The sequence below is a fragment of the Halovulum marinum genome (assembly GCF_009697225.1).
GTDB classification, from domain to species: Bacteria; Pseudomonadota; Alphaproteobacteria; order Rhodobacterales; family Rhodobacteraceae; genus Halovulum; species Halovulum marinum.
In genome coordinates this window covers 47,572-71,494 of record NZ_WIND01000012.1, presented here as the reverse complement: position 1 = coordinate 71,494, position 23,923 = coordinate 47,572, and the positions used below count along the sequence as shown (strand labels likewise).

Here is a 23,923-nt window from a genome sequence, read left to right as displayed (position 1 = left end):
TCAGAGGTTGCGCAGCCGCGGGTCCAGGCTGTCGCGAAGCCCGTCGCCGATGATGTTCAGCCCCAGCACCGACAGGGCGATGGCGACGCCAGGTGTCAGCGCGACCCATGGTGCCTCCTGGATGTAGGCGCGGCCCTCGGCGATGATGTTGCCCAGGCTGGGGGTCGGCGGCGGCGGGCCGACGCCCATGAAGCTGAGCACTGCCTCGGCCAGGATCGAGACCGAAAACACGAAGGTCATCTGCACGATCAGCGGCGGCAGCGCGTTCGGCAGGATGTGGCGCAGGATGATCCGCCGGTGCGGCGCGCCGCAGGCGCGGGCGGCCTCGATATAGGGCATCTCGCGCACCACCAGCACGCTGCCGCGCACGATCCGCGCAGTGCGCGGCGTGAAGGTGATGGTCAGCGCCAGCGCCGCGTTCACCACCGACGGCCCCAGCGCGGCGGCCAGCGCGATCGCCAGCAGCACGCCCGGAAACGCCATCAGCCCGTCCATCACCCGCATCACCGGCCCGTCCAGCCAGCGCACGTAACCGGTCATCGTGCCGATCACCGTGCCCAGCACGCCGGTGGCGACCACCACCAGCAGGCCGACCAGAAGCGACAGCCGCGTGCCGTGGATCACCCGGCTGAGGATGTCGCGCCCGAAGGCGTCGGTGCCGAACGGGTGCAGCGCATCGGGCGCCGCCAGCATGGCGCGGAAGTCGTTCTTGTTCGGATCGAACGGGGCGATCAGATCGGCGAGGATCGCCACCAGTACGACGCTGCCGAACAGCACCCCGCCGACCCGGATCGAGCGGTGCCGCAGCAGGCCGCGCAGCTGGCGCCCGGCCTCGCGCAGCGTGGCGCGGTACTGGCGGGGGGCGGGAACGGCGGCGCTATCGGACATTTCGCACCCGCGGATCGATCACCGTGTAGAGGATGTCGACGGCGATGTTGACGAACACGAACACCGCCGCGGTCAGCAGCAGCCCGCCCTGCACGATCGGATAGTCCCGGTTCTGGATCGCGCCGATGATCAGCCGGCCGACGCCGGGCAGGGAATAGACCACCTCGATCACCACCGCGCCGCCCAGCAGGATGCCGGTCATCACCCCGATCAGCGTGATCACCGGGATCAGCGCGTTGCGCAGCGCGTGCTTGAACAGCACCAGCCGGCGCGGCAGGCCCTTGGCCTTGGCGGTGCGCACATAGTCCTGGCCCAGCTGCTCGAGCATGCCCGAGCGGACCATGCGCGCGATCACCCCCATCTGCGTGAGCGCGAGGGTGCAGGCCGGCAGCGCCATGCTGCGCAGCCAGCCGGCCGGATCCTCGGTGAACGGCACGTAGCCGCCGGTGGGGAACCAGCCCAGCTCGACCGCGAAGAAGAAGATCAGCACCAGCCCGAACCAGAAATCCGGCAGCGACAGGCCCAGCAGCGCGCCGGTCATCGTCGCCTGGTCGATCCAGTTGTTGTGGTTGGTCGCCGACACGACCCCCAGCACCACGCCGAACAGGATCGCCAGCAGCAGCGACATCGCGGTCAGCGACAGGGTGACGGGAAGCCGTTCGAGAACCGCATCGACGACGCTGCGGTTCAGCAGATAGGACTGGCCCAGGTCGCCCTGGAAGAGGTTCGCGTACCAGACCAGCGCCTGCTCGTACATCGGCCGGTCGAGCCGCAGCCGGTCGCGGATTGCCGCCAGTTCCTCGGCCGAGGCGTCGGGGCCGGCGATCTGCGAGGCGACGTCGCCCGGCACCAGCCACATGATCAGGAAGGTCACCAGCGAGACGACGAACAGCACCGGAATCGCCGACAGCAGGCGCGAAAGGATGAAGCGGTGCATGCGCGTTCCTGCCTCCGGGGCCGCTGGATGCGCCCGCCGGCGGGCCGGCGGGCGCAAGGGGGCGGGCGGTTCAGCCGCCCGCCGTCCGGGGGATCCTACACTATTCCAGCCAGACGTCGTTCAGCCGCGGCGCGCGGAACGGCTTGAAACCCTTCAGCCGCGCCGAGCCGGCCTGCATCCGGCCGACGTCGCCGATCTTGATCTGCGGCACCAGGTCGTAGACCGCGGTCTGGATGTCGGCGAAGGCCTGCTGCCGGTCCTCGACCGTGGCGCCGGTGATCAGCCGGTTGTAGCCGTCGTCCAGCACCGGATCGGTGCCGCGCTGGTGCGGCTGCTCGCCGGTCATCTTGGCGGCGATGCCGTAGGGGCCGAGGAACGGCTCCAGTCCCTGCATCAGCGTCCAGCCGTTCCAGTCCTCGTCGGTCAGGCGGATCTTCAGCACCGTGGCCCAGTCCAGCTGCTTGACCACGGCGTTGATGCCGATGCCCTTCAGCTGCTCGGCGATCACCACCGCGGCGCGGCTGTGCTCGCCGTAGTTCGGATCGGTCAGGATCTGGAATTCCTCGCCGTCATAGGAGGACTGGCCGAGGAACTCTTTCGCCTTGTCGATGTCGGCGACCTGGTAGATCTCCTTGCCGATGTCGCCGGCGTTGTAGGTCCGGTCGGGGTACTGCCAGCCGTGGTTCAGGTCGTAGAAGCCTTCGGTCGCGATCGCCATCACCTCTTCCGGCTCGATCGCGTACAGCACCGCGCGGCGGAAGTCGATGTCGTCGGTCGGCGGCAGTTTCCAGTTCATGATCAGGGTCAGGAATGCCCATTGCCGGGCCTCGAACACGGTGACTTCGGGGTCCGACATCAGCCGCTTGGCCGCAGGCACCGGCAACTGGTCGGCCCACTGCACCTCGCCGGCCTCGAGCGCGGCGATGCGCGCGCCGGCCTCGGGGATGATGCGGTAGGTCGCCTTGTCCAGATAGGCGGTCTTGTTGCCGCCGAACCCGGTCGGCCCGTCGAAATCCTCGTTCGCGGTGTAGTCGGCGAACTTCTCCAGCGTCACATGGCTGTCGGGCACGAATTCCACGAACCTGTACGGGCCGGTGCCGATGATCTCGATCTCGTTGGCGCCCTTCGCGGCTTCTTCCTCGGGGATGATCACCGCCGGCGCGCGCGGCGAGGCGAAGCCCTCGATGAACGTCGGCGTCGCCTCGCTCATGCGGAAGGTGATCTCGTACTCGCCGGTGATCTCGATCTCGGCGACCTTGTCCAGCATGCCGCGGGTGGCGCCGAACTCGCGATAGCGCTCGAGCGAGGCCTTCACGTCGGCGGCGGTCATCTCGTCGCCGTTGTGGAACTTCACCCCCTCGCGCAGCGGAAAGACATAGGTCATCAGGTCGTCCGACGCTTCGATGCTTTTCGCCAGCATCGGGATCGGGTTCACGTTCTCGTCGATGGTGACCAGCGACTCGAAGATGTTCATGTTGATGTTGCGCGCCGACTCGGAGGACGAGGTCATCGCGTCCAGGCTGGGCGGGTTCGCGCCCTGCGCCAGCACCAGCTCTCCGCCCTCGGTCTGGGCGCCTGCGGGGGCCGCGGCGATGCCCGCCAGCGCCGCCGCCGCGATCAGCAGCCGTCGCAGCGGGGTCGGCCGTCGCGACTCATGGCATGATTTCATGATCTGGTCCTCCATGCTGAACGGGCCGGGGCGCGCGCTCTGGCGGCGCGATTGACGTCTCCGGGCCAATATCGTATGATCGTATACGATTATACGGAATTTTGGAACATTTATTTGCTCCGGTCCGCCAGCGGGACTTTCCGCCGCCGCGCGTTTGCGCGATGTGACCGGAACGAGGGTTGCTGATGAGGACGGGCATGGCCAGCCGCGACGCCGACATCGACAAGGGAAAGGGCCGGATGACGCCGATCGCCCCGAAGATGCTTGCCGAACGCATCGTCGAGTCGATCGTCGAGGCCGCCGCCCGCGGCCAGTTCCTGCCCGGCGACCGCATCGTCGAGGCCGAGGTCGCGCGGCAGCTGAACGTCAGCCGCGTGCCGGTGCGCGAGGCACTGCGCCTGCTGGAAAGCCAGGGCGTGGTCGAGAACATCCCCTATCGCGGCATGCGTCTGATGGAGGTCACGCCGCACAGCATGAAGAGTCTGCGCAAGGTCCGGCTGGCGCTGGAACTGCTGGCCGCGAAGGAAGTGCAGGCCGCCGCCGCCGGGAACCCGGCGCTGCTGGCGCCGCTGAGCGATTGCGTCGCGCGGATCCGCGAGGCCGCCGAGGCCGGCGACAGCTTCCACCTGGCGCTGCTGGACATGGAGTTCCACCGCGAGATGTGCGGGCTGACCGGCAACCGCGCGCTGATGCAGGCATGGCAGCCGCTGGCCCGGCAGCTGACGATCGTCGTCGGCCTGTCGACCTACCTGCAGGACAGCCTGAAGTTCATCGTGCAGGAGCATGTCGATCTGGTCGAGGTGCTGCGCGGCGGCGATGTCGCGGCGCTGGAGGAGATCATGGAAAAGCACATCCTGGAGGTGCCCGACGCGGTGAACTACGAGCGTCTGCGCGCCCGCGGCGGCGGCGCCGTCAGCCGCCCGGGAGCGTGATCGGGAAGTCGTCGCCGGTGCGCCGCAGCAGCGCCGCCAGCCGGTGGTGCAGGTCGCGCCGGGCGGGCGCGTGGGCCGGCGCATCGACCAGGTTGCGCTGCTCGCAGGGGTCCGCGGCGAGGTCGAACAGCATCCACGGCCGCACGCCGTCGTCGTTGCCGATCACCACGTACTTGCTGTGGCGGGTGCGGATCCCGCGCCAGGTCTGGTCGTGGTAGCGCCGGCCGGGGCGGACCTCGGCGGTGAACTCCAGCAGCACGGCGTCGTCCTCGGGTTCGGCCCCGCCGGCGATCAGCCCGGACAGATCCCGGCCCGGCGCCGCCGGCCCGTGCCCGCCGGCCAGACCGGTCAGGGTCGGGAACAGATCCTCCGTGCCCACCGGCGCGCCGCAGCGGCGGCCCGGCGGCACCAGCGCCGGATCGGTCGCCCAGGCCAGGAACGGGACGCCCACCGATTCCTCGTACGGCTCCGCCTTGCCCAGCAGGCCGTGGCTGCCGCCCAGCTCGCCGTGATCCGACAGGAACAGAACGACCGTTTCGCGCCCGTTCGGCTGCGACTTCACCGCCGACAGCAGCGCGCCCATGTTGGCGTCGATCACCTCGATCATCGCGCAGTAGGTCTGCATGCTGCGGGTGAAGATCGCGTCGCGCTCCTCGGGCGGGACGTCCTCCATCCGTCGTCCGTCGCCCAGCATCCGGTGCCATTCGGGCGGGAACGCACTGATCGCCGCGACATCGACATTGGGGCGCGGCGCGTAGGGGCCGCGCGCCGCCACCGCCGCGACCGCGGCCTCGGGCGCGTCGAACGGCGGGTGCGGCGCCTCGACCGACAGGATCAGGAAGCCGGGATCGTCGCGCGGCGCGGCGACCCAGTCCCGCGCCAGCGCGAACAGCGCGTCGGTCTGGTACCCCTCCAGCCGCACCGGCTGGCTGGCGTCGTCCTCGAAGATCCAGGTGTCGTGGTAGTCGTTGCGCAGCTCGAATCCGCGCCAGTGATCGAACCCGCGGCGGTGGCTGGCCGGGATCGGCCGCCGGTTCGCCTGCGCAAGGCTCTGGCCGCCGACGGTGCCGTAGAGCGAATGCAGGTGCCACTTGCCGACATAGCCGGTGCGGTAGCCGGCCGCCTGCACCGCTTCGCCCAGCGTCCGCTCGGCCGGCGACATCCGGTAGCCCAGCGCCGGCACCATCCGCGAATGCGCGTATTGTCCGGTCATCATCGAGAACCGGAACGGCACGCAGCACGGGAAGGTCGAGCACATCGCGTCGAACACCAGCCCGCCGCGCGCCATGCGGTCCAGCACCGGGGTGCGCACGTTCGGATCGCCGCAAAAGCCAAGCGCGTCGCGGCGCATCTGGTCGACCAGCACCACGACGATGTCCGGGCGCGCGTCGGCCATTTCAGATGCTGTCCACCACGAACTTCTCGATCGTCTCGAAATTCGGCTCGAACCCCAGCCCCGGCTCTTCGGGGACGGCCATGAAGCCGTCCTTCTGCACGAACGGCCGGCGCGCCAGGTTGGCCGAGATCTCGGACGGCTCGACGCAGTATTCCAGCATCAGCGCGTTCGGCACCGCCGCCAGGAAGGTCAGCGAAGCGGCGGTATTCAGATCGGTGGTGAAGTTGTGGTTCGCCACCAGCACGCCCCTGCTGGCGGCGTGCTCGGCGATCTTCATCGCCTGGGTCAGCCCGCAGCGGGTCAGGTCGATCTGCGCCAGGCCGATGCCGCCCTCGTCGATCAGGGTGCGGAAGCCGCGCAGGGTGCATTCCTCCTCGCCGGCGGCCAGGCGCTGGGTGATGTGCTGCGAGATGCGGCGGTAGCCGGCGATGTCGTCGGGATGCACCGGCTCCTCGATCCACGCCAGGCCGTAGGGCTCGAACAGCCGGGCGCGCTGGATCGTGGTGGTGGCGTCCCAGATCAGCCCGACATCGAGCATCAGGTCGAAATCGTCCCCCGCCGCCGCGCGCATCGCGTCCAGATAGGCGCAGTCGGTCCGCGGGTCCTTGCCGAACGGTTCCCAGCCGAACTTGGCGGCGGTGAAGCCCTCGTCGCGGGCGGCGCGCACCCGGTCGGCGGTCTCTTCGGGGGTGAACTGGAACATGTTCGACGAGTACACCCGCAGCTTGTCGCGGTAGCGCCCGCCCAGCAGCTTCCACACCGGCTGGTCCAGCGCCTTGCCCTTGATGTCCCACAGCGCCAGGTCGATCCCGGCCATCGCCTGGATCACCGCGCCCTCGCGCCCGTAGTAGAGCGTGCCCTCGTACATCTTCGTCCACAGCCGCTGCACGTCCATCGGGTCCTCGCCCAGCAGCAGGTTGCGCAGCCCGGTGACGATGGTGTGCGACATCGGCGCGTCGATGATCGCCTTGACCACCCAGGGGCAGCCGTCGACCTCGCCCCAGCCGGTGATGCCGGCGTCGGTGTCGATCCGCACCAGAAGCGCGTCCTGCGAGCTGTCGGTGCGCGCCTTGATCTCGGGCAGGCGCAGGTAGATGGCGGTGACGTCGGTGATCTTCATGTCAGGCTCCGGGCTCGTGCGGCGGGGTCTGCACCGGCGCGCCCGGCGGGCGGCGTCTGGCGCGTTGACTCGCATGGGGCGGATTGTATAATCGTATACGAAAATCACAACCGGCTTTTTCTGCCGGGCTTTTCCGGCGATCCTGCGGCCCAGGCCGCCTGGCAGGAGAGCGACGCGATGCAGCAGACCCAGCTTCTGACCGTCCGGGACCTGGGCGTGCGCCTGGGCGGGCTGCACCTAGTCGAGGGCGTGGACCTGGATCTGGCGCGCGGGCGCACGCACGGGCTGGTCGGCGAATCCGGCAGCGGCAAGTCGGTCACGGCGATGGCGATCATGCGGCTGTTCGACCCGCGCCTGTTCCAGGTCCGCGCGCGCCGCATCGCCTTCGACGGGCGCGAGCTGACGGATCTGGACAACAGGCAGATGCGGCGCATTCGCGGCGCCGAGATCTCGATGATCTTCCAGGAGCCGATGACGGCGCTGAACCCGGTGCTGACCGTGGGCGAGCAGATCATCGAGACGCTGCTGGTGCATCAGCGCCTGGGCCGCGCCGCGGCGCGCCGCAAGGCGCTGGAGATGCTGGAATGGGTCCGAATCCCCGCCGCCGCGCGCCGGCTGGACGAGTATCCGCACCTGTTGTCGGGGGGCATGCGGCAACGGGTGATGATCGCCATCGCCATCGCCTGCAGGCCCAAGCTGCTGATCGCCGACGAGCCGACGACGGCGCTGGACGTGACCATCCAGGCGCAGATCCTCGACCTGCTGCACGAGCTGCAGACCGAGATGGGCATGGGCATCCTGCTGATCACTCACGATCTGGGCGTGGTCGCCGGCTATGCCGACGAGGTGTCGGTGATGTACGCCGGCCGGATCGTCGAGACCGGCGGCACCGCGCAGATCTACCGCACGCCGCGCCACCCCTACACCGAGGGCCTGATACGCAGCCACCCGCCGGTCGACCGCGACGTGGACGAGCTGGCGACGATCCCCGGCGGCGTGCCGCAGCCGCACCTGCGCCCGCCCGGCTGCCGCTTCGGGCCGCGCTGCGCGCACCACCGCGCCGCCTGCGATCTGGCCGACCCGCCGCTGATCGGCCACGGCGGAGGGCAGCGGGCGGCCTGCATCCGCCACGCGGACTACGGCGCGCCGCCCGCGCCCGAGGCCGCCCATGGCTGAGGACGGTTTCGTCCGGGTCGACGGGCTGACCCGGCATTTCGCGCTGGGCGCCGGCGGCCTGCTGGGCGGCCGGCCGCAGATCGTCCGCGCCGTCGACGACGTCTCGTTCAGCATCCGGCGCGGCGAGACCCTGGCCGTGGTGGGCGAAAGCGGCTGCGGCAAGACCACCGTCGGCCGGCTGGTGCTGCGCCTGATCGAGGCCGACGCCGGGCGCATCGAGATCGGCGGCACCGACATCCGCGCGCTGGACGACGCCGCGCTGCGCCGGTTCCGGCGGCGGATCCAGATCGTGATCCAGGACCCGTTCGGCTCGCTCAACCCGCGCATGACGATCGGCGCGATCATCCTCGAGCCGCTGGAGGTGCACCGCGAGGGCAATGCCGCCAGCCGCCGTGCCCGGCTGGCCGCGCTGCTGGAGATGGTCGGCCTGCCGGCCGAGTTTGCCGCGCGCTTCCCGCACGAGCTGTCGGGCGGCCAGCGTCAGCGCGTCGGCATCGCCCGCGCGCTGGCCCTGGAGACGGACCTGCTGGTCTGCGACGAGGCGGTGTCGGCGCTGGACGTGTCGGTGCAGGCGCAGATCGTCAACCTGCTGCAGCGGATCAAGCGCGAGCAGGGGCTGACCTACCTGTTCATCAGCCACGACATGGCGATCGTCCGCCACATGGCTGACCGGATCGCGGTGATGTACCTGGGCCAGATCGTCGAGACCGGCCCGAAGCGCGCGATCTTCGACGCGCCGGCGCACCCCTATACCCGGGCACTGCTGGCGTCGGTGCCGCGGTCCGAGCCGGGCACGCGGCCGGCGCCGGCGGTGCTGGGCGACATTCCCAGCCCGATCGACCCGCCGCCCGGCTGCCGCTTCCACACCCGCTGCCCGCACGCCGGCGACATCTGCCGCACGGTGCGGCCCGCCCCGGTCGCCCTGGCCGCGGCGCACACCGCCAGCTGCCACCTGCTGGACCCGGCGACCGCCGCACAGCTGAGGAGCCCGTCATGACCCGACCGCCGAACATCTTGCTGATCCTTTCCGACCAGCACCGCGCCGACGCGCTGGGCTGCGCCGGCAGCGCCTTCGTGCGGACCCCGAACCTGGACCGGCTGGCGGCCGAGGGCGTGCGCTTCGCGAATGCCTACACGCCGTGGCCGGTCTGCACCCCGGCGCGGGCCAGCATGTGGACCGGGGTCTACCCCAGCGCGCACCGGATCATCGACAATGTCTACGGCATCGACAACGCCTTCGCGCAGGTCGGCGCGGTGAAGCGGACGGTGTTCGACCGGCTGCGCGCCGCCGGCTACCGCACCGCGCATTTCGGCAAGTGGCATCTGGGCGAGGGCAAGCCGCCGTTCTTCGATGTCTGGCAGGAAAGCTTCAACTCGCGCTGCGGCCACTGGATCGGCGGCCGGCTGGACGGCGACTATCGGCCCACGGTGCAGACCGACGCCTGCATCCGCTACCTGGAGGCGCAGGCCGCGGACGGCGATGGCCAGCCGTTCGCGATGGTGCAAAGCTACTACCCGCCGCACGATCCGTTCACCGCGCCGGCCCGCTTCTACGAACCCTACCGCCACCGCGGCGTGCCGTTCGCCGGCTACTACGCCGCGGTGAGCGCGCTGGACCACGAGATCGGCCGCATCGTCGTGACCCTCGACCGAACCGGGCTGCGGCGCGACACGCTGGTGATCTACTATTCCGACCACGGCGAGACCTTCCTCTACCGCGCCGAGGGCGAGCACAAGTTCGTCTGCCACGACGAGGCGATCCGCATTCCGATGATCGCCTCGTGGCCCGGCACCGCACCCGCGGGCGCGGTGCGGGCGCAGCCGGTGGGCCTTCAGGATCTGGCGCCGACGCTGACCGAGCTTGCCGGGGCGGCGCCGATGGAACCGTGCCACGGCGACAGCCTGATGCCGCTGATCCGGGGCGAGCGCGCGCCGGGCTGGCGCGACGGCTTCTATGTCCAGAACATCACCCACGTCAGCGGCATCGCGCAGCGGGCCTGGGTGCAGGATGGCTGGAAGCTGATCGTCTCGGACACCGGCGCGCACGAGCTGTACAACCTCAGCGCGGATCCGGAGGAGGAGCTGAACATCTTCGACGTGCCGCGCGCCGATCCCGGTTTCGACCGCTACACGCACTACCCCCCGCAGGCCGGGACCATCCCCGCGCTGCGCGACGGCGCGCTGGCGCATGCCCGCGCGATCGACGACCACGAGGGCATCGCGCTGCTGGCGGCGCTCGCCTAGCCGCGAGGGGGGCGACCGGGTCCGGGTGCCGCGCCGGCTATGCCGATCCGAGGGCGCTGCGCCAGGTCTCGGCGCGCGCCTCCAGCGCGGCGGCGAAGATCCGGTGATCCATGCCGGCGAGCAGGAAGTCGATCCGCAGCCCCTGGAGTGCCCTGATCCGTTCGGGCGATGGCGCGCCGGCGATGCCGAAGTGCCGTCCCGCGGCATTGACCGCGCGCCCGACATGCAGGATCGCCTCGGTGGTCGCGGGGCCGTCCGGCGCCCCGGTCTCGCCGAGGTCGAGCGACAGGTCGACATTGCCGATCAGGACGCCGTCGAGCCCCGGCACGGCGGCGATCTGGTCGATGTTGTCAACGCCCGAACGCGATTCGCACATCACGATGGCAAGCGTGGTGGCGTCCGCCGCGGACATCAGTTCGGCCGAGGGTTTCTGCGGATAGCCCAGCTGCGGCGAGGCCCCGCCCCACGACCGGCGGCCGGTGGGGGCGTATTTGCACAGCGCGACCAGATCCTGCGCCTCGCGCGCGGTCTCGACATGCGGCAGGATGATGCCCTGCGCGCCGCTGTCGAGCAGGCTCGCCACCCGGTCCAGCGATCCGCTGGCGATGCGCACCAGCGGCGTCACCCCCTGAAGCCGCAACATCGTGCACAGCAGGCCCAGGTTCTCGGGCGAGATCAGCGCGTGCTCCAGATCGAGGAACGCCCAGTCGAAGCCTGCCCGGGCCACGAACACGGGCATGTGCGACGCCGGCGGCATGGTCGCGCCAAGGCCCAGGGCGGTCTGCCCCTCCTGCATTCTCGCCAGCATCCGGTTCTCGATCATCGCTTTCCCTTTCCTGCGTGTGGTGCCTGAATAGCGCCCCGCGCGGGCGAGATGAAAGCGACTTCGTGTCGTGGCGTGCCGTGTCGGCCTAATCGGCCCAGCCGTGTTCACGCATGAAATCGTCCCGTCGCGGGCTGAACGCGTCGATCAGCGCGCCGCCTTCCAGGCAGAGGCAGGAATGTTCGGCCCCGGGCGGGATCAGTACGCTGTCGCCCGGGTTCAACACCCGCGTGTCCCCCGCCACGGTGAACCGGAACGCGCCGCTGGCGACATAGGTGGTCTGCGTGTGCGGGTGGCTGTGCGGCAGTCCTTCGCCGCCCGTCTCGAAGCGGAACTCGACCATCATCAGGTCCGGGTTCTGGCACAGGATGCGCCGCTGTGCGCCGGGGCCGGAGGGCATCCAGCCCGAAGGGGCATCGTCGGTCGGCTTGGTCATCTCGTCTCCTTCGGTTGATGGGCGCTACCAGCGCGGGATGCGCCGCTCGAAGTCGGGCAGGTACTTGCGGATCTCGTCGGTGTCGTCGCGGTCCCGCACGCCCTGCTCGCGGTACAGCGCGGCCAGGCGGGCCAGCGCGTCGGGGTCGATCTTTACGCCCAGTCCGGGGCCGCGCGGCACGGGGATCCGGCCGTCGCGGAAGGCGAACTTGCCCCCCGCGATCACCTCGTCGCGGACCCAGGGGTAGTGGGTGTCGCAGTCGTACGTCTGGCCGGGCGTGCAGGCGGCGACGTGCAGCATCGCCGCCATGCTGATGCCCAGGTGCGAGTTCGAGTGCATCGCCACGCCCATGCCCGCCGCGCCGCAGACGTGCCCCAGGCGCACCGCGCCGGTCATGCCGCGCCAGTAGTGGTGGTCGTTCAGCACGATCTGCACCGCGCCCTTGCGGTGCGCCTCGAAGACGTGCGGCAGTTCGGTCACGACCAGATTCGTGGCCAGCGGCACCGGGCTGCGCGCCGCGACCTGCGCCATGCCGTCCATGCCGGGCGCGGGATCCTCCAGGTATTCCAGCACTCCGTCCAGATCCTGCGCCAGGGCGATCGCGGTCTCCGGCGCCCATGCTCCCATCGGGTCGATGCGCAGCGGCAGGCCGGGGAAGGCCGCCTGCAGCTTGCGCATCGTCTCGACCTCCTGCGCGGGCTCCAGCACGCCGCCCTTCAGCTTGAGCGAGCGGAAGCCGTGGTCGGCGACGAAGCGGCGGGCCTGCGCGACCAGCGCGTCGGGGGTCATCACCTCGCCGAACAGATCCGCGCCCGGCTGTTCGGCGGGCTTGGCGAACTTGAAGAACAGGTAGCCGGCGAAGGGGATGGAGTCGCGCAGCGTGCCGCCCAGCAGGTCGCACACGGGGCGCGACAGGTGCTTGCCCTGGATGTCCAGCAGCGCAACCTCGAAGGCGCCGTAGACCACGTCGATCAGCTTGTGGTCGGCCAGCGCGGTGGGGGCGTTGATCCCGCCGGCGTCCGGAAGCGCCGCGTCCACGCGGCGCGCCAGCCCGTTCAGATCGAACGGGTCCAGCCCGACCAGGGCGTCGGCGGCGCGGCGCAGCCCGTCGAGCGTGCGGCGCGCGCCGTAGGTCTCGGACAGGCCGGTCAGCCCGCCGTCGGTGTCGATCTCGATGATCGAGCGCAGGAACACGGGCTGGTGCACGCCCTTGACGTTCAGCACCGGAACGTCCGGCACCGCCACGGGCGTGATGCGCACATCGGTAATCTTCACTGCTGCCTCCGTTTTTCGCCGCTGATGCTACGGCCGTGACGATTTGTAAACATTAATCTTGATCCGCTGTCAAAACTAAGATACCAGTTCGGAAAACTAAGATATCAGAAATCGTCCCGGGGAGGGAACGCGCGACATGGTGGATCTGGATCAGGCCAGTGGACTTGCCTCGATCGAGCAGGAATCCGTGTCGAAGCTGCTGAGCGACGTGAAGCTGGTGGCCGAGAAACCGTTGGTACACCAGATCGTCGAATCGGTTCGGCGGCTGATCATCACCGTGCGGCTGCTGCCCGGGCAGAAGATCTCGGAAAGCGCGCTGTCGGCGGCCTTCGACGCCAGCAAGACGCCGGTGCGCGAGGCGCTGATCCGATTGGAAGCCGCCGGACTTGTCAACATTGTTCCGAAAAGCGGGACCTTCGTTGCGCCGATCCGGATCGAAAAGTACTTCGACGCCTTCTTCATCCGGCTGCATCTGGAAACCGGCGCGGTCAGGCGCGCCGCCGCCATGGCGCGTGCCGGACAGCCGCTCGACCCGATCGACCGGGTGATGGAGCGGCAGGAGCGGGCGCTGTCGGAAAAGGACTACGACCTGTTCTTCGCCCTCGACGAGCACCTGCACCAGGGGATCTTCGACATGGCCGGGATCAGCGGCGTGTGGGAGACCGCGCGCCGCGCGCAGACCGAGCTGTACCGGGTGCGCCACCTGAAGCGGATCTGCACCCTGCAGCGCGGACCGGTGATCCTGGCCCAGCACCAGGACCTGGTGGCGGCGATCCGCAGCGGCGAGCCGGACGCCGCCGAGGCGGCGCTGGTCGCGCATGTCGGCTCGCTGGAGCAGGAGGCGGACGTGATCTGGTCCGCGCCGGGGCTGATCGAGAACATCGAGCGGCTGAACGCCGAACGACCGAGGCCACGCCTCCGCTGAGGCGGGGCAACAACAAAACGGGAGGAAAGATGTCGGGTCTCAGACTGGACAAGATCGTCAAGCGCTATGGCGCGATCCAGGTCGTGCACGCCATCGACCTGGAAGTGAAGCCGCGCGAATTCGTCGTGCTCGTCGGCCCGTCGGGCTGCGGCAAATCCACCACCCTGCGGATGATCGCCGGGCTGGAGGAGATCTCGGACGGGACGCTGACCATCGGCGATCGGGTGATGAACCGGGTCGCGCCCAAGGACCGCGACGTGCTGCATCGCCATGCTGGGCGAAGAACCCGAGGCGCGGGAGTGGCTGGATTACTCGATCGAGTTCCTGTTCACCGTGTACTCGCCCTGGGGCGACGCCGACGGCGGCTGGGCCGAGGGGCCGCACTACTGGATGACCGGCATGGCCTATCTGGTCGAGGCCGCCAACCTGCTGAAGACCTTCACCGGGCTGAACCTGTACGAGCGGCCGTTCTTCCAGAAGACCGGGGATTTTCCGCTGTACACCAAGGCGCCGGACACCCGCCGCGCGACCTTTGGCGACGACAGCACCATGGGCGATCTGCCCTGCCTGAAGGTCGGCTACAACCTGCGCCAGTTCGCCGGTGTCACCGGCAATACCGCGTACCAGTGGTACTACGAAGAGGTGAAGCGCAACGATCCCGGCACCGAGATGGCGTTCTACAACTACGGCTGGTGGGATCTGAACTTCGACGAGATGACCTACCGCCACGACTGGCCGCTGATCGACGAGGTGCCGCCCGCCCGGATGGACAAGCTGCGCTGGTTCAAAGGCATCGGATGGGCCGCGATCCAGCACCGTATGGACGATCCGGATCAGCACATCCAGTTCGTGATGAAGGCCTCGCCCTATGGCTCGATCAGCCACAGCCACGGCGACCAGAACGCGTTCTGCCTGGCCGGGTTCGGCGAGGATCTGGCGATCCAGTCGGGGCACTACGTCGCCTTCAACAGCTCGATGCATCAGGGATGGCGGCGGCAGACCCGGTCCAAGAACGCGATCCTGATCGACGGCAAGGGCCAGTACGCCGACAAGGACAAGGCCCGCGCGATGCAGGCGACCGGCCGGATCCTGACCGCCGAGGAACGCGACGACCACATCTACATCAAGGACGACGCGACCGCCGCCTACCGCTCGCTGACCCCCGGGGTGACGCGCGCCGAGCGCGAGGTCTATTTCGTCCATGACCAGTACTTTGTGATCGTCGACAGCGTCGATGCCGAGACGCCGGTGACCGTCGACTGGCTGCTGCACGCCAACGACCGGTTCAGCCTCGGCGAGACCTCGTTCCGCTACACCGGGCAGAAGGCGGGCTTCTACGGTCAGGTGCTGTGGTCCGAGGGCGGGGCGGCGAAGCTCAGCCAGGAGACCGGCTTTCCCGGCGTCGAGCCATCGGAATACGAGGGGCTGCCGGTCAGCACCTGCCTGACGGCGTCCTACCCGGCGGCCACCCGCCACCGGATCGCGACGCTGCTGGTGCCGTATTCACTGGCCGCGCCGCGCCGCGTGTTCCACTTCCTCGACGACCAGGGCTACGACTGCGACCTCTATTTCACCGATGCGGATGAGCGCAGCTTCAAGATCGTGGTTCAGAAGCTGGCCAAGGCCTGAACCGGCAACCTTCCGACAAAACAGGAGAATTCCATGGACCTTTCAGGCAAGACCGCCATCGTCACCGGGGCAGGGCGCGATATCGGCGCCGCCTGCGCGATACGCCTGGCCAGGGCGGGCGCGAACGTGGTGCTGAACTACCACAAGTCCGCCGACGGCGCCGAGACGGCGGTTCGGCTGATCCGGGACGCCGGTGGCAAGGCCATCGCCAGGGCCGGCGACATGACCGACCCCGACGCCGTCAAGGCGCTGGTCGATGCGGCGGTGGCCGAGTTCGGTTCGGTCGATATCGTCATCAACAACACCGGCGGCATCCTGGCGCGCAAGACCATCCCCGAGATGACGCTGGAGCACTGGAACGCCGTCATGGCGGTCAACGTGACCTCGACGCTGCTGCTGGTGCAGGCGGCGCTGCCGCATCTGGGCGAGGGCGGGGCGATCGTGAACCTGGCCTCGCAGGCGGGTCGCGACGGTGCCGGGCCGGGTGCGATCGCCTATGGCGCGGCCAAGGGCGCGGTGATGACGATGACCCGCGGCATGGCGAAGGAACTGGGGCCGAAGATCCGCGTCAACGCGCTGTGCCCCGGCATGATCGACACCGATTTCCACAACATCTTCACCAAGCCCGAGGTGCGCAAGGCGGTCGCCGGCAACACCCCGCTGAAGCGCGAGGGCACTTCGGAAGACGTCGCCAACCTGGCCTGCTATCTGGCCTCGGACGAGGCGGCCTTCATCACCGGCACCTGCGTCGACATCAACGGCGGCACGCTGTTTTCCTGAGTTCTCCCAGGACCGACCGGTCCACTGGGCCGGCCCCCCCGGGGCCGGTCTTTTTCGTCTCAGGCCATGGTCTTCAGCATCGCCGGCGTCACCTGGTGGCGCAGCGGCTGACCGGAGAGGAAACGTTCCAGCTCGTCCACCACCATGTTCCCCTGCTGCAGATAGGTCTCCCAGGTGTGGCCGGCGGTGTGGGGCGACAGGATCGCGTTCGGCAGGGTGCGGAACGGGCTGTCGGGCGGCAGCGGCTCGTCGGCGAACACGTCGATCGCCGCGGTGATGTCGCGCGTGCGCAGCGCCTCGGCCAGCGCCGCCTCGTCCACGATCGCGGCGCGCGCGGTGTTGATCAGCAGGCCGCCGTCGCGCAGCAGCGCGATCCGGCCGGCGTCGATCATGTGCCGCGTCTCGGGCAGCACCGGCGCGTGCAGCGAGACGATGTCGCTGCCCGCCATCACCTCGTCCAGGGTTCCCGGCCGGACGCCCAGCTCGCGCGCCCGGTCCTCCGGCAGGTACGGATCGTAGACCAGGATGTCGCAGCCGAACGCGGCGAGCAGCCGGATCACCAGCCGGCCGACATAGCCGGCGCCGACGATGCCCACGGTCTGCGCGCCCAGCTGGCGGCCGACGTAGGCCTCGCGCAACTCGAACCAGTCGCGCCGGCTGCGCATCTGCTGGTCCTGCGCGCGGGTGCGCTTCAGATGTTCCAGCATCTGCGCGAGGGTGAACTCGGCGACCGCCGCGGCGATGGGAATGGCGGCGTGGCTGACCGTCAGGCGGCCGGATTCGATGGCCGCGGTGGGCATCATGTGGCGGATGCTGGCGCCGATGTAGCCGACAAAGCGCGGCCGGTCATGGGCGGCCAGAAACGCCTCGGTCAGCGCCGGCGAGCGCCACCCGGACAGCACCGCGTCGCAACCGGCGATGGCGTCGAGCGCGGCCTCGGGCGTCATCGCGTCCACCGGAACCTCGCGCAGCTCGCCCAGCACGCCGACCCGCTCGAGCGCCGGCGCGGGAAACATCTTGCGGCGGACGGGCTCGGTCACGAACAGCGCGATGGCCGCCCGCGCACCGGTGTCGTGGCTGGTCTCGGTCATGGTGGATCCTCGCAGGCAGGCCCCCGGCCGCGCCGCGCACGCGGCCGGCCGCCTGCGGGGCAGGCGCGGGGCAGGAATGAACTTGTTACTATTTAGTAGGTTCGGAAGTGACGGAAAAGCACAAAATGCGGCGGCGCGTCAGGGCGTTCCGCCGAACATCCGGCGGCGGGCGTTCTCGATGTGCGCGCGCATCGCCTGCCGCGCGGCCTCGGGTTCGCGGCGCTCGATCGCGTCGACGATCGCGTAGTGCTCGGCCTGGACCAGCTGCAGCCGCTCGGCGGTCTTGGTCAGCGACAGGTTCCGGGTCAGGTTGATGCCGGTCAGGATGTTGGCCTTCATCGAATTGCGCGCCGCGGTCAGGAACTGGTTGTCGCCGGCCACGCAGATCAGGCGGTGGAAGGTGTCGTCCTCGGCCACGCCCAGCGCGCCGGTCTCGATGCACCTGTCGAGCGCCGCCAGCGCCGTCTTCAGATCCTTCAGCTCGGCCTCGGTGCGGCGCTGGGCGGCCAGAAAGGCCGCCTCGCTCTCTATGGCGGCGCGGAACTCGAACACGCGCTGGATGTCGGCGATGGAGCCGGCGGGGGCGAACCTCAGCGCCGCCTCGTCGGGGCGGCGGTTGACGAACGAGCCGGAACCCTGACGCGAGACGATGACCCCGTCCTCGCGCAGCCGGTCCATTGCGCGCCGCAGCACCGGGCGCGAGACCTCGAGCTCGGCGCAAAGCTCCTTCTCGGTCGGAAGCTTGTCGCCGATCGCGACTTTCTTCTCGACGATCATCGCCAGGATCCGCTCGTAGGCCTGGTCGGCGAGCGTGCGTCCCTGCCTGCGGCCCTGTCCCAGCTGATCCGTGTCCAACGATGTCATCGGCCGCTCTTTGTTCTGCCGTTGGCGATAGCGCCCCCTTTTAGCCGGATCGGCGGACGGATAAAGCCCCAAGTCGCAGCATCCGCCGATGTTTCGCGAAGCGCGCCGCACGACCACGCGGGATCACGCGGTCTCCGCGGCCGCGCCGGCGTCGACCAGCCGGAGCACCTCGGCGGTCACCGCCAGCGTGCCCATGTCGCCGCCGAACTCCACCGGGCGCAGGCGATCGGCCGCGAAGCCGGCCTCGACCGCGCGCTCGATCCGGGCGGCCGCGGCGGCATGGCTGCCGTCGCCGGATTTCTCGGCGAGATAGTCCAGCATCAGCGCGCCCGACAGGATCGCGGCCAGCGGATTGGCCTTGTCCTGCCCGATGATGTCGGGGGCCGAGCCGTGCGCCGGCTGGAACAGGCCGGTGGTGTCGCCGATCTCGGCGCAGGCGGCCATGCCCATGCCGCCGACCAGGCCGCCGGCCAGATCCGACAGGATGTCCCCGAACATGTTTTCCATCACCAGCACGTCCGCCTCCCACGGCGCGCGGATCAGGTTCAGCGCCTGCGCGTCGACATAGGCATGGGCCGCGGCGATGTCCGGGAACTGCGGCGCGATCTCGTCGAAGATCTTGCGGAAGAACGCCATCGAGGCGAACACGTTCGCCTTGTCGACGCAGGTCACGCGTCCCGGCCGGCCGCGCGCCTTGCGCTTGCGCGCCAGACCAAAGGCGAAGCGGTGCAGCTTCTCGGTCGTGGCGCGCGTGATGCGCAGGGTGTCGCGGACCTCGTCGTCGCCGCGGATGTCGCTGCGGCCATGGGCAGCGGCGGAATAGAACAGCCCTTCGGTCGATTCGCGGAGGATCACCATGTCGATGCCCGCCGCGCGCGGATCGGCCAGGCGTTGCGGCGCGTTGGGATAGGCCCTGACCGGGCGCACCCCCGCGTACAGCCCGAACCGGTCGCGCAGGCGCAGGTGCGGGCTGATCTCGGTCCCGTCGGCATGGCGGATCGACGGCAGCCCGATCGCGCCCAGGAAGATCGCATCCGCCGCGCCGGCGCGCTCTTCGCCGCCCGGCTCGATGTCGCGGCCGGTTTCCGCGAAGCAGCCGGCGCCGGCGGCGATCTCGTCGAGGCGCAGCGCGGGCGCGCCGGATTTCACCAGCGCCGCCGCCACGACGGCCATCGCCGCGTCGGCCACGTCGACACCTATGCCGTCACCCCTGATCAGTGCGATTTTCATCTGGTGTCCCATGGCGTTATATCTCCACCGGCGCCAGGCCGTCGGTTCCGGTCGTGAAGCCCGGAAGCCCATTCGGGCCGCCGGTTTCCGAGGAGGCGTGCGCCAGATAATTTCATAACGTATACATTGCGGCAGCATGGAACGCCAGCCGTACATTGCCGCCGAAGATTGGGACGCGCGGGCGCGACTTCCGGCGCGACCGTGCCAGCATATGTGGCCGGTTCGACAGATGACGACGCGCCGCGCACCGGGGATGCCAATTGCAGTGGTTCCGCCGGACTTGCTGCCCTAAGGTTGCACCGCGACATCCCGGGGGGCGGAATGACGATTCTGGACCGAAATTGCGTTGTGGATTCCGGTCCGGAGGGAAAGCCTCCGCTGGTGTTCGTTCATGGCTACGGTTGCGACCAGACCATGTGGCGGCGGGTCACCCCGTCGTTCGAAAGGGTCGTGACCTATGATCTGACCGGTATGGGCCGGTCGGATCTGTCGGCCTATGACTTTCGGAAATACGCCGAGTTGCAGGCACACGCCGACGATCTGCTGCAGATCATCGGCGCCCTGGAGCTGTCGGACGTGACGCTGGTCGGCCACTCGATCGGGGCCAGCATCGCCGTGCTCGCGGCGAACCGCGCGCCCGACAGGATCGCCCGCACCGTGCTGGTCTCGCCCACCCCGTCGTTCCTGGACCACCCGGAACGGGGTTACCGCGGCGGGTTCAGCCGGAAGGATCTGGAGGGGTTGATCGATCTGCTCCAGGAAAACCACCTCGGCTGGTCGGCGCAGATGGCGCCGACCGTCGCCGGCCAGCCCGCCGACGGGTCCGCAGCCGTCGAGCTGACGCAGAGCTTCTGCCGCACCGACCCCGAGATCGCCGCGCATTTCGGCCGCGTCACCTTCTTCGCCGACTGCATCGACGACATGGCCGGCGCCGCTCGCCCGGCGCTGATCCTGCATTGCGACGATGACGCGCTGGTCCCGATGCAGGTGGCGGAGTGGATGCAGCGCCATGTTCCCGGCGCGACGCTGAAGGTGCTGCGCGCAACCGGGCACTGTCCGCACATGACCGTTCCCGACGACGTGGTGGCCGCAATGCAGGAATATCTGCGGCAAGCTGCATGACGGCGGAAGGTGTCGGCCCGCGCGACAGGGTTGCCGCGGACCTTGTTCACGATGCCCCCTGCGGCATCGCGGTTACCGACCCCGACGGCCGCCTGCAATACGTCAACAGCACGCTGGAGCGCTGGCTCGGGCGGGAGGCGACGGAGCTGCTGAGCCTGCGGCTGACGGACCTGTTCACCCCGGCGCTGCGGCTGTTCTACGAGACCCACATGGCGCCGATGATGCGCCTGCAGGGGCATGTGCGCGAGATCTCGTGCAGGCTGCAGGTCGCAGGCGGCCCGCCGCGGCCCGTGCTGCTGAGCGGGGTGGGGCGGTTCGACGCGGCCGGCGCGGCGACCCGGTTCGACTACACCATCTTCGACGCGCGCGAGCGTCACCGCTACGAGGAGGAGTTGCGCAACGCCACGCGCGAGGCGGACGAGCTGGCGGCGATCGTGCGCAGCTCGCCCAACGCCATCCTGCGCACCGACCCCGCCGGCCGGATCACGAACTGGAATCCCGGGGCCGAGCGGCAGTTCGGGCATCCGGCGTCGAGCGTTCTCGAGCGCGCGGTCGCGGACGTCATTCCCTTCGAGGGCATGACCGACTGGTTCCGGCAGGCGCGGGACGCGCGGGCCGAGACCACCTTCGAAGCGCGGTACGCCACCGGCAGCGAGTTCGAGGTGACGCTTGCGCCGATATTCCGGCGCGACCAGCCGCACGCGCGACCGGACTGGTCCGTGGTGCTGCGCGACGTCACCGAACGCAAGGCGGCCGAGCGGCGCCTGGAAGTGATGGTCGGCGAAATGCGGCACCGCGTGAACAATGTCCTGACCATGGTCAGCGGCATCGCCCGGCAAACGCTGCCGGTCGACCACGGCCAGGTCTTCATCGCCCGGCTTCAGGCGCTGGCGCAGGCCAACGACGCGCTGTCGCGGTCGGAATGGACCGGCGCGGGGCTGCGCCAGTTGCTCGATTTCGCCAAGCGCGAAGCGGGCGGCGGCGACCGCTTCCGCTATGCCGCGCCGGACATCGAGCTGTCGGCGCGGCAGGCCACCGCCCTGTCGATGGCGCTGCACGAGATGGTCACCAACGCCCTGAAGTACGGGGCGCTGTCCCGGCCCGCAGGCCAGGTCGAGGTGCGCTGCGACTGGGAAGGCCAGGGGCCCGAAAGACGCCTGCGCATCGGCTGGGTCGAGTGCGGCGGCCCCGAGGTTTCGCCGCCGACGCGCGAAGGCTTCGGCACGCGGATGATCCGCCTCGTCCTGGGGATGGACCTCGGCGGCGAGGTCCGCTTCGATTACCCGCGCGAGGGCTTCAGGTGCCAGATCGTGCTGATCCCCGGCGACCGGTCGAGCGGCTGACCGGCGGGCGGGGCGGCGGAACAACCCGTCTCCCGCGGCGTTCGGGAGGCAGGAGGCGATGCCATGACCTTGCGTTTCGAACAGATCCTCGCCGACGGGGTGTCGGAATGTTCCTATCTGCTGGGCGATGACGCCGCGCATGTGTGCGCGGTGGTCGACCCGCGGCCCGACGTCGAGATCTACCTGCAAACCGCCCGGCGTTTCGGGATGGCAATCACCCATGTCTTCGAGACCCACATCCACGCCGATTTCCTGAGCGGCGCGCGCGAGTTGGTCGACCGGCTGGGCGGGCAGGCGAAGTTGTGCGTCAGCGTCGAGGGCGGCGCCGACTACGGCTTTGCGCATCAGCCGGTGCGCGACGGCGACGAGTTCGCCTTCGGCGGGCTGCGGATGCGTGCGCTGTTCACCCCCGGTCACACGCCCGAACACCTGTCCTATCTGCTGTTCGACGGCGATCGGGAAAAGCCCTGGGGGGTGCTCAGCGGCGATGCCTTCTTCGTCGACAGCGTCGGCCGCCCCGACCTGCTGGGCGACGAGCGCACCGAGGAGCTGACCGAACGGCTGTTCCACACCGTGCGGGACAAGTTCCTGGGCCTGGACGACGACGTGATCCTGTATCCCTGCCACGGCGCGGGCTCGGACTGCGGGCCCGACATAGGCGACCGGATGTCCAGCACGATCGGCTACGAGCGGCAGGTCAACGATTATGCCCGGATCGGCGATCTGGACGAGTTCAAGCGCGTCATGACCGAGAACGCGCCGCCGGTGCCGACCCACTATCCACGCCTGAAGAAGGTTAACGCCGGCGGCCCCGAAGTGCTGGGCAACCTGCCGAAGGTGCCGCCGCTGTCGGTGGACGCGCTGGCCGGGATCGCCGCGGACGGCGCGCAGATACTCGACGTGCGCGACATGCTGGCCTTCGGCGCGGGCCATGTGCCGGGCAGCCTGAACATCGCCGCCCGTCCCGAGCTGTCGGTCTGGGCCGGCTGGCTGCTCGACCCCGAGCGGCCGATCCATCTGGTGATGAACGACGACAGCAACCTGCCCGAGGTGTCCTGCCTGCTGTGGCGCACCGGCTTCACCCGCTTCGGCGGCTACCTCGCCGGCGGGATCGGCGCCTGGCGCGAGGCCGGCCGCAGGCTGGCGCAGATCCCGCAGATGCCGGTACACGAACTGAAGGACGCCGGCGGCGTCGTGCCGCTCGACGTGCGCAAGCCCGACGAGTGGAACGACGGCCATGTGCCGGGCGCGCGGCACGCGTTTCTGGGCGAGCTGCCCGAGACGCTGGACCGGCTCGACCGGAAAGCGCGCTACGCCACCTACTGCGCCAGCGGGTTCCGCGCGAGCATCGGCGCAAGCATCCTGGCGGCGAACGGGTTCGACGTCAGGAACGTGCCCGGAAGCTGGAAGGCATGGCGCGCCGCCGACTACCCGGTCGAGGACGCGGACTGACCGCTGCCGCCGGCCGCGGCGATGCCCCGGCCGCGGGCGAGCCGCGCGCCCGGGGCGCATCGCAGCCGGAACGGCGCTATTTCGCGGCCGTCACTTCGATCTCGACCAGCAGATCGGGGAACACCAGCCGGCTGACCCCGAGCAGCGATTGCGGCGGGCGGATGCCGGCGGGATCGATCCAGCCCATGTAGACGTCGTAATTCTCCAGAAAGCCGTCGACATCGGTGGTGAAGAAATGGATGTGGACGATGTCCTCGCGGCCCATCCCGGCTTCCTGCAGGACGGCGTCGATGTTGGCCAGCGAGTCCTCGATCTGACCGCGCAGGTTGCCGGCATTGGTGATCGCGACGCCGAACTCGCTTTCGGGATCGTCCTTGAACGCGACCTGCCCCGAGGTCCGCAACACCCGGCTGGCGCCTTCGGTGATCTCGCCCTGGTCCATGGCATAGCTCGCGCCCCAGCTGACCGGGTTGATCGACGTGCGTTTCATCAGGTTGTCCTCCATGGCGGTTGCGGAAACGGCGGCAAGCGCGATCGCGCCGGCGATCGAGGCTGAAAATGCTAACGAATTCCGCATGGGTTGCTCCTGTC

General features: G+C 69.5%; 22 protein-coding genes and 1 pseudogene. 11 read left to right on the top strand and 12 right to left on the bottom strand.

The genetic code is table 11. The features are described 5' to 3' along the window. The 3 genes from GE300_RS14350 to GE300_RS14340 all read right to left on the bottom strand — a co-directional run bounded on the left by GE300_RS14350 (position 1) and on the right by GE300_RS14340 (position 3,494). Entirely contained in the window at positions 1-888 is an 888-nt protein-coding gene (locus tag GE300_RS14350) for an ABC transporter permease (RefSeq protein ID WP_154447255.1), read from the bottom strand. After that, positions 878-1,825, bottom strand: a complete 948-nt coding sequence (locus tag GE300_RS14345; RefSeq protein ID WP_154447254.1) for an ABC transporter permease — start codon at positions 1,823-1,825, stop codon at positions 878-880. The genes GE300_RS14350 and GE300_RS14345 overlap by 11 nt, the downstream gene beginning before the upstream one ends. Positions 1,826-1,925: 100 nt before the next feature. After that, on the bottom strand, positions 1,926-3,494 hold the full coding sequence (locus GE300_RS14340) for an ABC transporter substrate-binding protein (RefSeq protein ID WP_154447253.1): 1,569 nt from the start codon (positions 3,492-3,494) through the stop codon (positions 1,926-1,928). Between the two features lie 185 nt (positions 3,495-3,679). On the opposite strand from GE300_RS14340, the gene GE300_RS14335 reads away from it, so the two are divergent. Then, complete coding sequence (locus GE300_RS14335; protein ID WP_233417036.1) at positions 3,680-4,426, top strand: GntR family transcriptional regulator; 747 nt, start codon at positions 3,680-3,682, stop codon at positions 4,424-4,426. Here GE300_RS14335 and GE300_RS14330 read toward each other — a convergent pair. Together GE300_RS14330 and GE300_RS14325 are read right to left on the bottom strand one after the other, a co-directional pair. Beyond that, positions 4,407-5,822 carry a sulfatase-like hydrolase/transferase gene (locus tag GE300_RS14330; RefSeq protein WP_154447252.1) on the bottom strand — a complete coding sequence of 472 codons (1,416 nt, stop codon included), beginning with the start codon at positions 5,820-5,822 and terminating at the stop codon, positions 4,407-4,409. The two genes, GE300_RS14335 and GE300_RS14330, sit on opposite strands and share 20 nt — an antisense overlap. A 1-nt stretch (position 5,823) precedes the next feature. Beyond that, complete coding sequence (locus tag GE300_RS14325) at positions 5,824-6,942, bottom strand: mandelate racemase/muconate lactonizing enzyme family protein (RefSeq protein ID WP_154447251.1); 1,119 nt, start codon at positions 6,940-6,942, stop codon at positions 5,824-5,826. 177 nt (positions 6,943-7,119) lie between these two features. On the opposite strand from GE300_RS14325, the gene GE300_RS14320 reads away from it, so the two are divergent. The 3 genes from GE300_RS14320 to GE300_RS14310 are packed head-to-tail and all read left to right on the top strand — an operon-like array spanning position 7,120 to position 10,362. Next, positions 7,120-8,118: an ABC transporter ATP-binding protein gene (locus GE300_RS14320; RefSeq protein ID WP_154447250.1), complete on the top strand. Its 999-nt coding sequence runs from the start codon at positions 7,120-7,122 to the stop codon at positions 8,116-8,118. Beyond that, positions 8,111-9,115, top strand: a complete 1,005-nt coding sequence (locus GE300_RS14315) for an ABC transporter ATP-binding protein (protein WP_154447249.1) — start codon at positions 8,111-8,113, stop codon at positions 9,113-9,115. The genes GE300_RS14320 and GE300_RS14315 overlap by 8 nt, the downstream gene beginning before the upstream one ends. After that, the gene (locus tag GE300_RS14310) at positions 9,112-10,362 is read left to right on the top strand and encodes a sulfatase family protein (RefSeq protein ID WP_154447248.1); all 1,251 of its coding nucleotides are present in this window, start codon (positions 9,112-9,114) and stop codon (positions 10,360-10,362) included. Before GE300_RS14315 ends, GE300_RS14310 begins: the two co-directional genes overlap by 4 nt. Positions 10,363-10,399: 37 nt before the next feature. On the opposite strand, the gene GE300_RS14305 is transcribed toward GE300_RS14310, so the two are convergent. From GE300_RS14305 to GE300_RS23720, 3 genes are all read right to left on the bottom strand, one after another. Further along, on the bottom strand, positions 10,400-11,185 hold the full coding sequence (locus GE300_RS14305; RefSeq protein WP_154447247.1) for an HpcH/HpaI aldolase family protein: 786 nt from the start codon (positions 11,183-11,185) through the stop codon (positions 10,400-10,402). 88 nt (positions 11,186-11,273) lie between these two features. Continuing rightward, complete coding sequence (locus GE300_RS14300) at positions 11,274-11,621, bottom strand: cupin domain-containing protein (RefSeq protein ID WP_154447246.1); 348 nt, start codon at positions 11,619-11,621, stop codon at positions 11,274-11,276. Between the two features lie 24 nt (positions 11,622-11,645). After that, positions 11,646-12,896, bottom strand: coding sequence for an enolase C-terminal domain-like protein (locus GE300_RS23720; protein WP_325063246.1), 1,251 nt, complete (start codon positions 12,894-12,896; stop codon positions 11,646-11,648). 136 nt (positions 12,897-13,032) lie between these two features. Between GE300_RS23720 and GE300_RS14290 the strand changes: the two genes are divergently transcribed. The 4 genes and pseudogenes from GE300_RS14290 (at position 13,033) to GE300_RS14280 (ending at position 16,230) form a co-directional block, all read left to right on the top strand. After that, on the top strand, positions 13,033-13,821 hold the full coding sequence (locus GE300_RS14290) for a GntR family transcriptional regulator (protein WP_154447245.1): 789 nt from the start codon (positions 13,033-13,035) through the stop codon (positions 13,819-13,821). 29 nt (positions 13,822-13,850) lie between these two features. Next, positions 13,851-14,081, top strand: a pseudogene (locus GE300_RS23080) (ATP-binding cassette domain-containing protein); the annotation flags it as partial. A gap of 10 nt (positions 14,082-14,091) precedes the next feature. Next, positions 14,092-15,450, top strand: coding sequence for a heparinase II/III domain-containing protein (locus tag GE300_RS14285; protein WP_325063245.1), 1,359 nt, complete (start codon positions 14,092-14,094; stop codon positions 15,448-15,450). A 33-nt stretch (positions 15,451-15,483) separates the two neighbouring features. Next, a complete protein-coding gene (locus GE300_RS14280; RefSeq protein ID WP_154447244.1) occupies positions 15,484-16,230 on the top strand; it encodes an SDR family NAD(P)-dependent oxidoreductase in 747 nt (248 codons plus the stop codon). A 59-nt stretch (positions 16,231-16,289) separates the two neighbouring features. Here GE300_RS14280 and GE300_RS14275 read toward each other — a convergent pair whose 3' ends face one another. From GE300_RS14275 to GE300_RS14265, 3 genes are all read right to left on the bottom strand, one after another. Further along, positions 16,290-17,321: a hydroxyacid dehydrogenase gene (locus GE300_RS14275; protein WP_154447243.1), complete on the bottom strand. Its 1,032-nt coding sequence runs from the start codon at positions 17,319-17,321 to the stop codon at positions 16,290-16,292. Between the two features lie 138 nt (positions 17,322-17,459). Beyond that, on the bottom strand, positions 17,460-18,185 hold the full coding sequence (locus tag GE300_RS14270) for a FadR/GntR family transcriptional regulator (RefSeq protein ID WP_154447242.1): 726 nt from the start codon (positions 18,183-18,185) through the stop codon (positions 17,460-17,462). A gap of 123 nt (positions 18,186-18,308) precedes the next feature. Beyond that, on the bottom strand, positions 18,309-19,415 hold the full coding sequence (locus GE300_RS14265; protein WP_154447241.1) for an isocitrate/isopropylmalate dehydrogenase family protein: 1,107 nt from the start codon (positions 19,413-19,415) through the stop codon (positions 18,309-18,311). 381 nt (positions 19,416-19,796) lie between these two features. Here GE300_RS14265 and GE300_RS14260 point away from each other — a divergent pair, with 381 nt between their 5' ends. From GE300_RS14260 to GE300_RS14250, 3 genes are all read left to right on the top strand, one after another. Further along, positions 19,797-20,537, top strand: a complete 741-nt coding sequence (locus GE300_RS14260; protein ID WP_325063244.1) for an alpha/beta fold hydrolase — start codon at positions 19,797-19,799, stop codon at positions 20,535-20,537. Next, positions 20,534-21,880: a sensor histidine kinase gene (locus GE300_RS14255; protein ID WP_154447240.1), complete on the top strand. Its 1,347-nt coding sequence runs from the start codon at positions 20,534-20,536 to the stop codon at positions 21,878-21,880. Before GE300_RS14260 ends, GE300_RS14255 begins: the two co-directional genes overlap by 4 nt. A 63-nt stretch (positions 21,881-21,943) precedes the next feature. Next, on the top strand, positions 21,944-23,332 hold the full coding sequence (locus tag GE300_RS14250) for an MBL fold metallo-hydrolase (RefSeq protein ID WP_154447239.1): 1,389 nt from the start codon (positions 21,944-21,946) through the stop codon (positions 23,330-23,332). Positions 23,333-23,408: 76 nt separating this feature from the next. Here the strand turns inward: GE300_RS14250 and GE300_RS14245 are convergent, their stop codons facing one another. After that, entirely contained in the window at positions 23,409-23,909 is a 501-nt protein-coding gene (locus GE300_RS14245) for a RidA family protein (protein ID WP_154447238.1), read from the bottom strand. Between the last annotated feature and the right edge of the window lie 14 nt (positions 23,910-23,923).

What these genes read in the sequence shown, in the direction of transcription:
- GE300_RS14350 (WP_154447255.1), bottom strand. Translation starts at nt 888, where the DNA reads ATGTCCGATAGCGCCGCCGTTCCCGCCCCCCGCCAGTACCGCGCCACG.
- GE300_RS14345 (WP_154447254.1), bottom strand. Translation starts at nt 1,825, where the DNA reads ATGCACCGCTTCATCCTTTCGCGCCTGCTGTCGGCGATTCCGGTGCTG.
- GE300_RS14340 (WP_154447253.1), bottom strand. Translation starts at nt 3,494, where the DNA reads ATGAAATCATGCCATGAGTCGCGACGGCCGACCCCGCTGCGACGGCTG.
- GE300_RS14335 (WP_233417036.1), top strand. Translation starts at nt 3,680, where the DNA reads ATGAGGACGGGCATGGCCAGCCGCGACGCCGACATCGACAAGGGAAAG.
- GE300_RS14330 (WP_154447252.1), bottom strand. Translation starts at nt 5,822, where the DNA reads ATGGCCGACGCGCGCCCGGACATCGTCGTGGTGCTGGTCGACCAGATG.
- GE300_RS14325 (WP_154447251.1), bottom strand. Translation starts at nt 6,942, where the DNA reads ATGAAGATCACCGACGTCACCGCCATCTACCTGCGCCTGCCCGAGATC.
- GE300_RS14320 (WP_154447250.1), top strand. Translation starts at nt 7,120, where the DNA reads ATGCAGCAGACCCAGCTTCTGACCGTCCGGGACCTGGGCGTGCGCCTG.
- GE300_RS14315 (WP_154447249.1), top strand. Translation starts at nt 8,111, where the DNA reads ATGGCTGAGGACGGTTTCGTCCGGGTCGACGGGCTGACCCGGCATTTC.
- GE300_RS14310 (WP_154447248.1), top strand. Translation starts at nt 9,112, where the DNA reads ATGACCCGACCGCCGAACATCTTGCTGATCCTTTCCGACCAGCACCGC.
- GE300_RS14305 (WP_154447247.1), bottom strand. Translation starts at nt 11,185, where the DNA reads ATGATCGAGAACCGGATGCTGGCGAGAATGCAGGAGGGGCAGACCGCC.
- GE300_RS14300 (WP_154447246.1), bottom strand. Translation starts at nt 11,621, where the DNA reads ATGACCAAGCCGACCGACGATGCCCCTTCGGGCTGGATGCCCTCCGGC.
- GE300_RS14290 (WP_154447245.1), top strand. Translation starts at nt 13,033, where the DNA reads ATGGTGGATCTGGATCAGGCCAGTGGACTTGCCTCGATCGAGCAGGAA.
- GE300_RS14285 (WP_325063245.1), top strand. Translation starts at nt 14,092, where the DNA reads ATGCTGGGCGAAGAACCCGAGGCGCGGGAGTGGCTGGATTACTCGATC.
- GE300_RS14280 (WP_154447244.1), top strand. Translation starts at nt 15,484, where the DNA reads ATGGACCTTTCAGGCAAGACCGCCATCGTCACCGGGGCAGGGCGCGAT.
- GE300_RS14275 (WP_154447243.1), bottom strand. Translation starts at nt 17,321, where the DNA reads ATGACCGAGACCAGCCACGACACCGGTGCGCGGGCGGCCATCGCGCTG.
- GE300_RS14270 (WP_154447242.1), bottom strand. Translation starts at nt 18,185, where the DNA reads ATGACATCGTTGGACACGGATCAGCTGGGACAGGGCCGCAGGCAGGGA.
- GE300_RS14265 (WP_154447241.1), bottom strand. Translation starts at nt 19,415, where the DNA reads ATGAAAATCGCACTGATCAGGGGTGACGGCATAGGTGTCGACGTGGCC.
- GE300_RS14255 (WP_154447240.1), top strand. Translation starts at nt 20,534, where the DNA reads ATGACGGCGGAAGGTGTCGGCCCGCGCGACAGGGTTGCCGCGGACCTT.
- GE300_RS14250 (WP_154447239.1), top strand. Translation starts at nt 21,944, where the DNA reads ATGACCTTGCGTTTCGAACAGATCCTCGCCGACGGGGTGTCGGAATGT.
- GE300_RS14245 (WP_154447238.1), bottom strand. Translation starts at nt 23,909, where the DNA reads ATGCGGAATTCGTTAGCATTTTCAGCCTCGATCGCCGGCGCGATCGCG.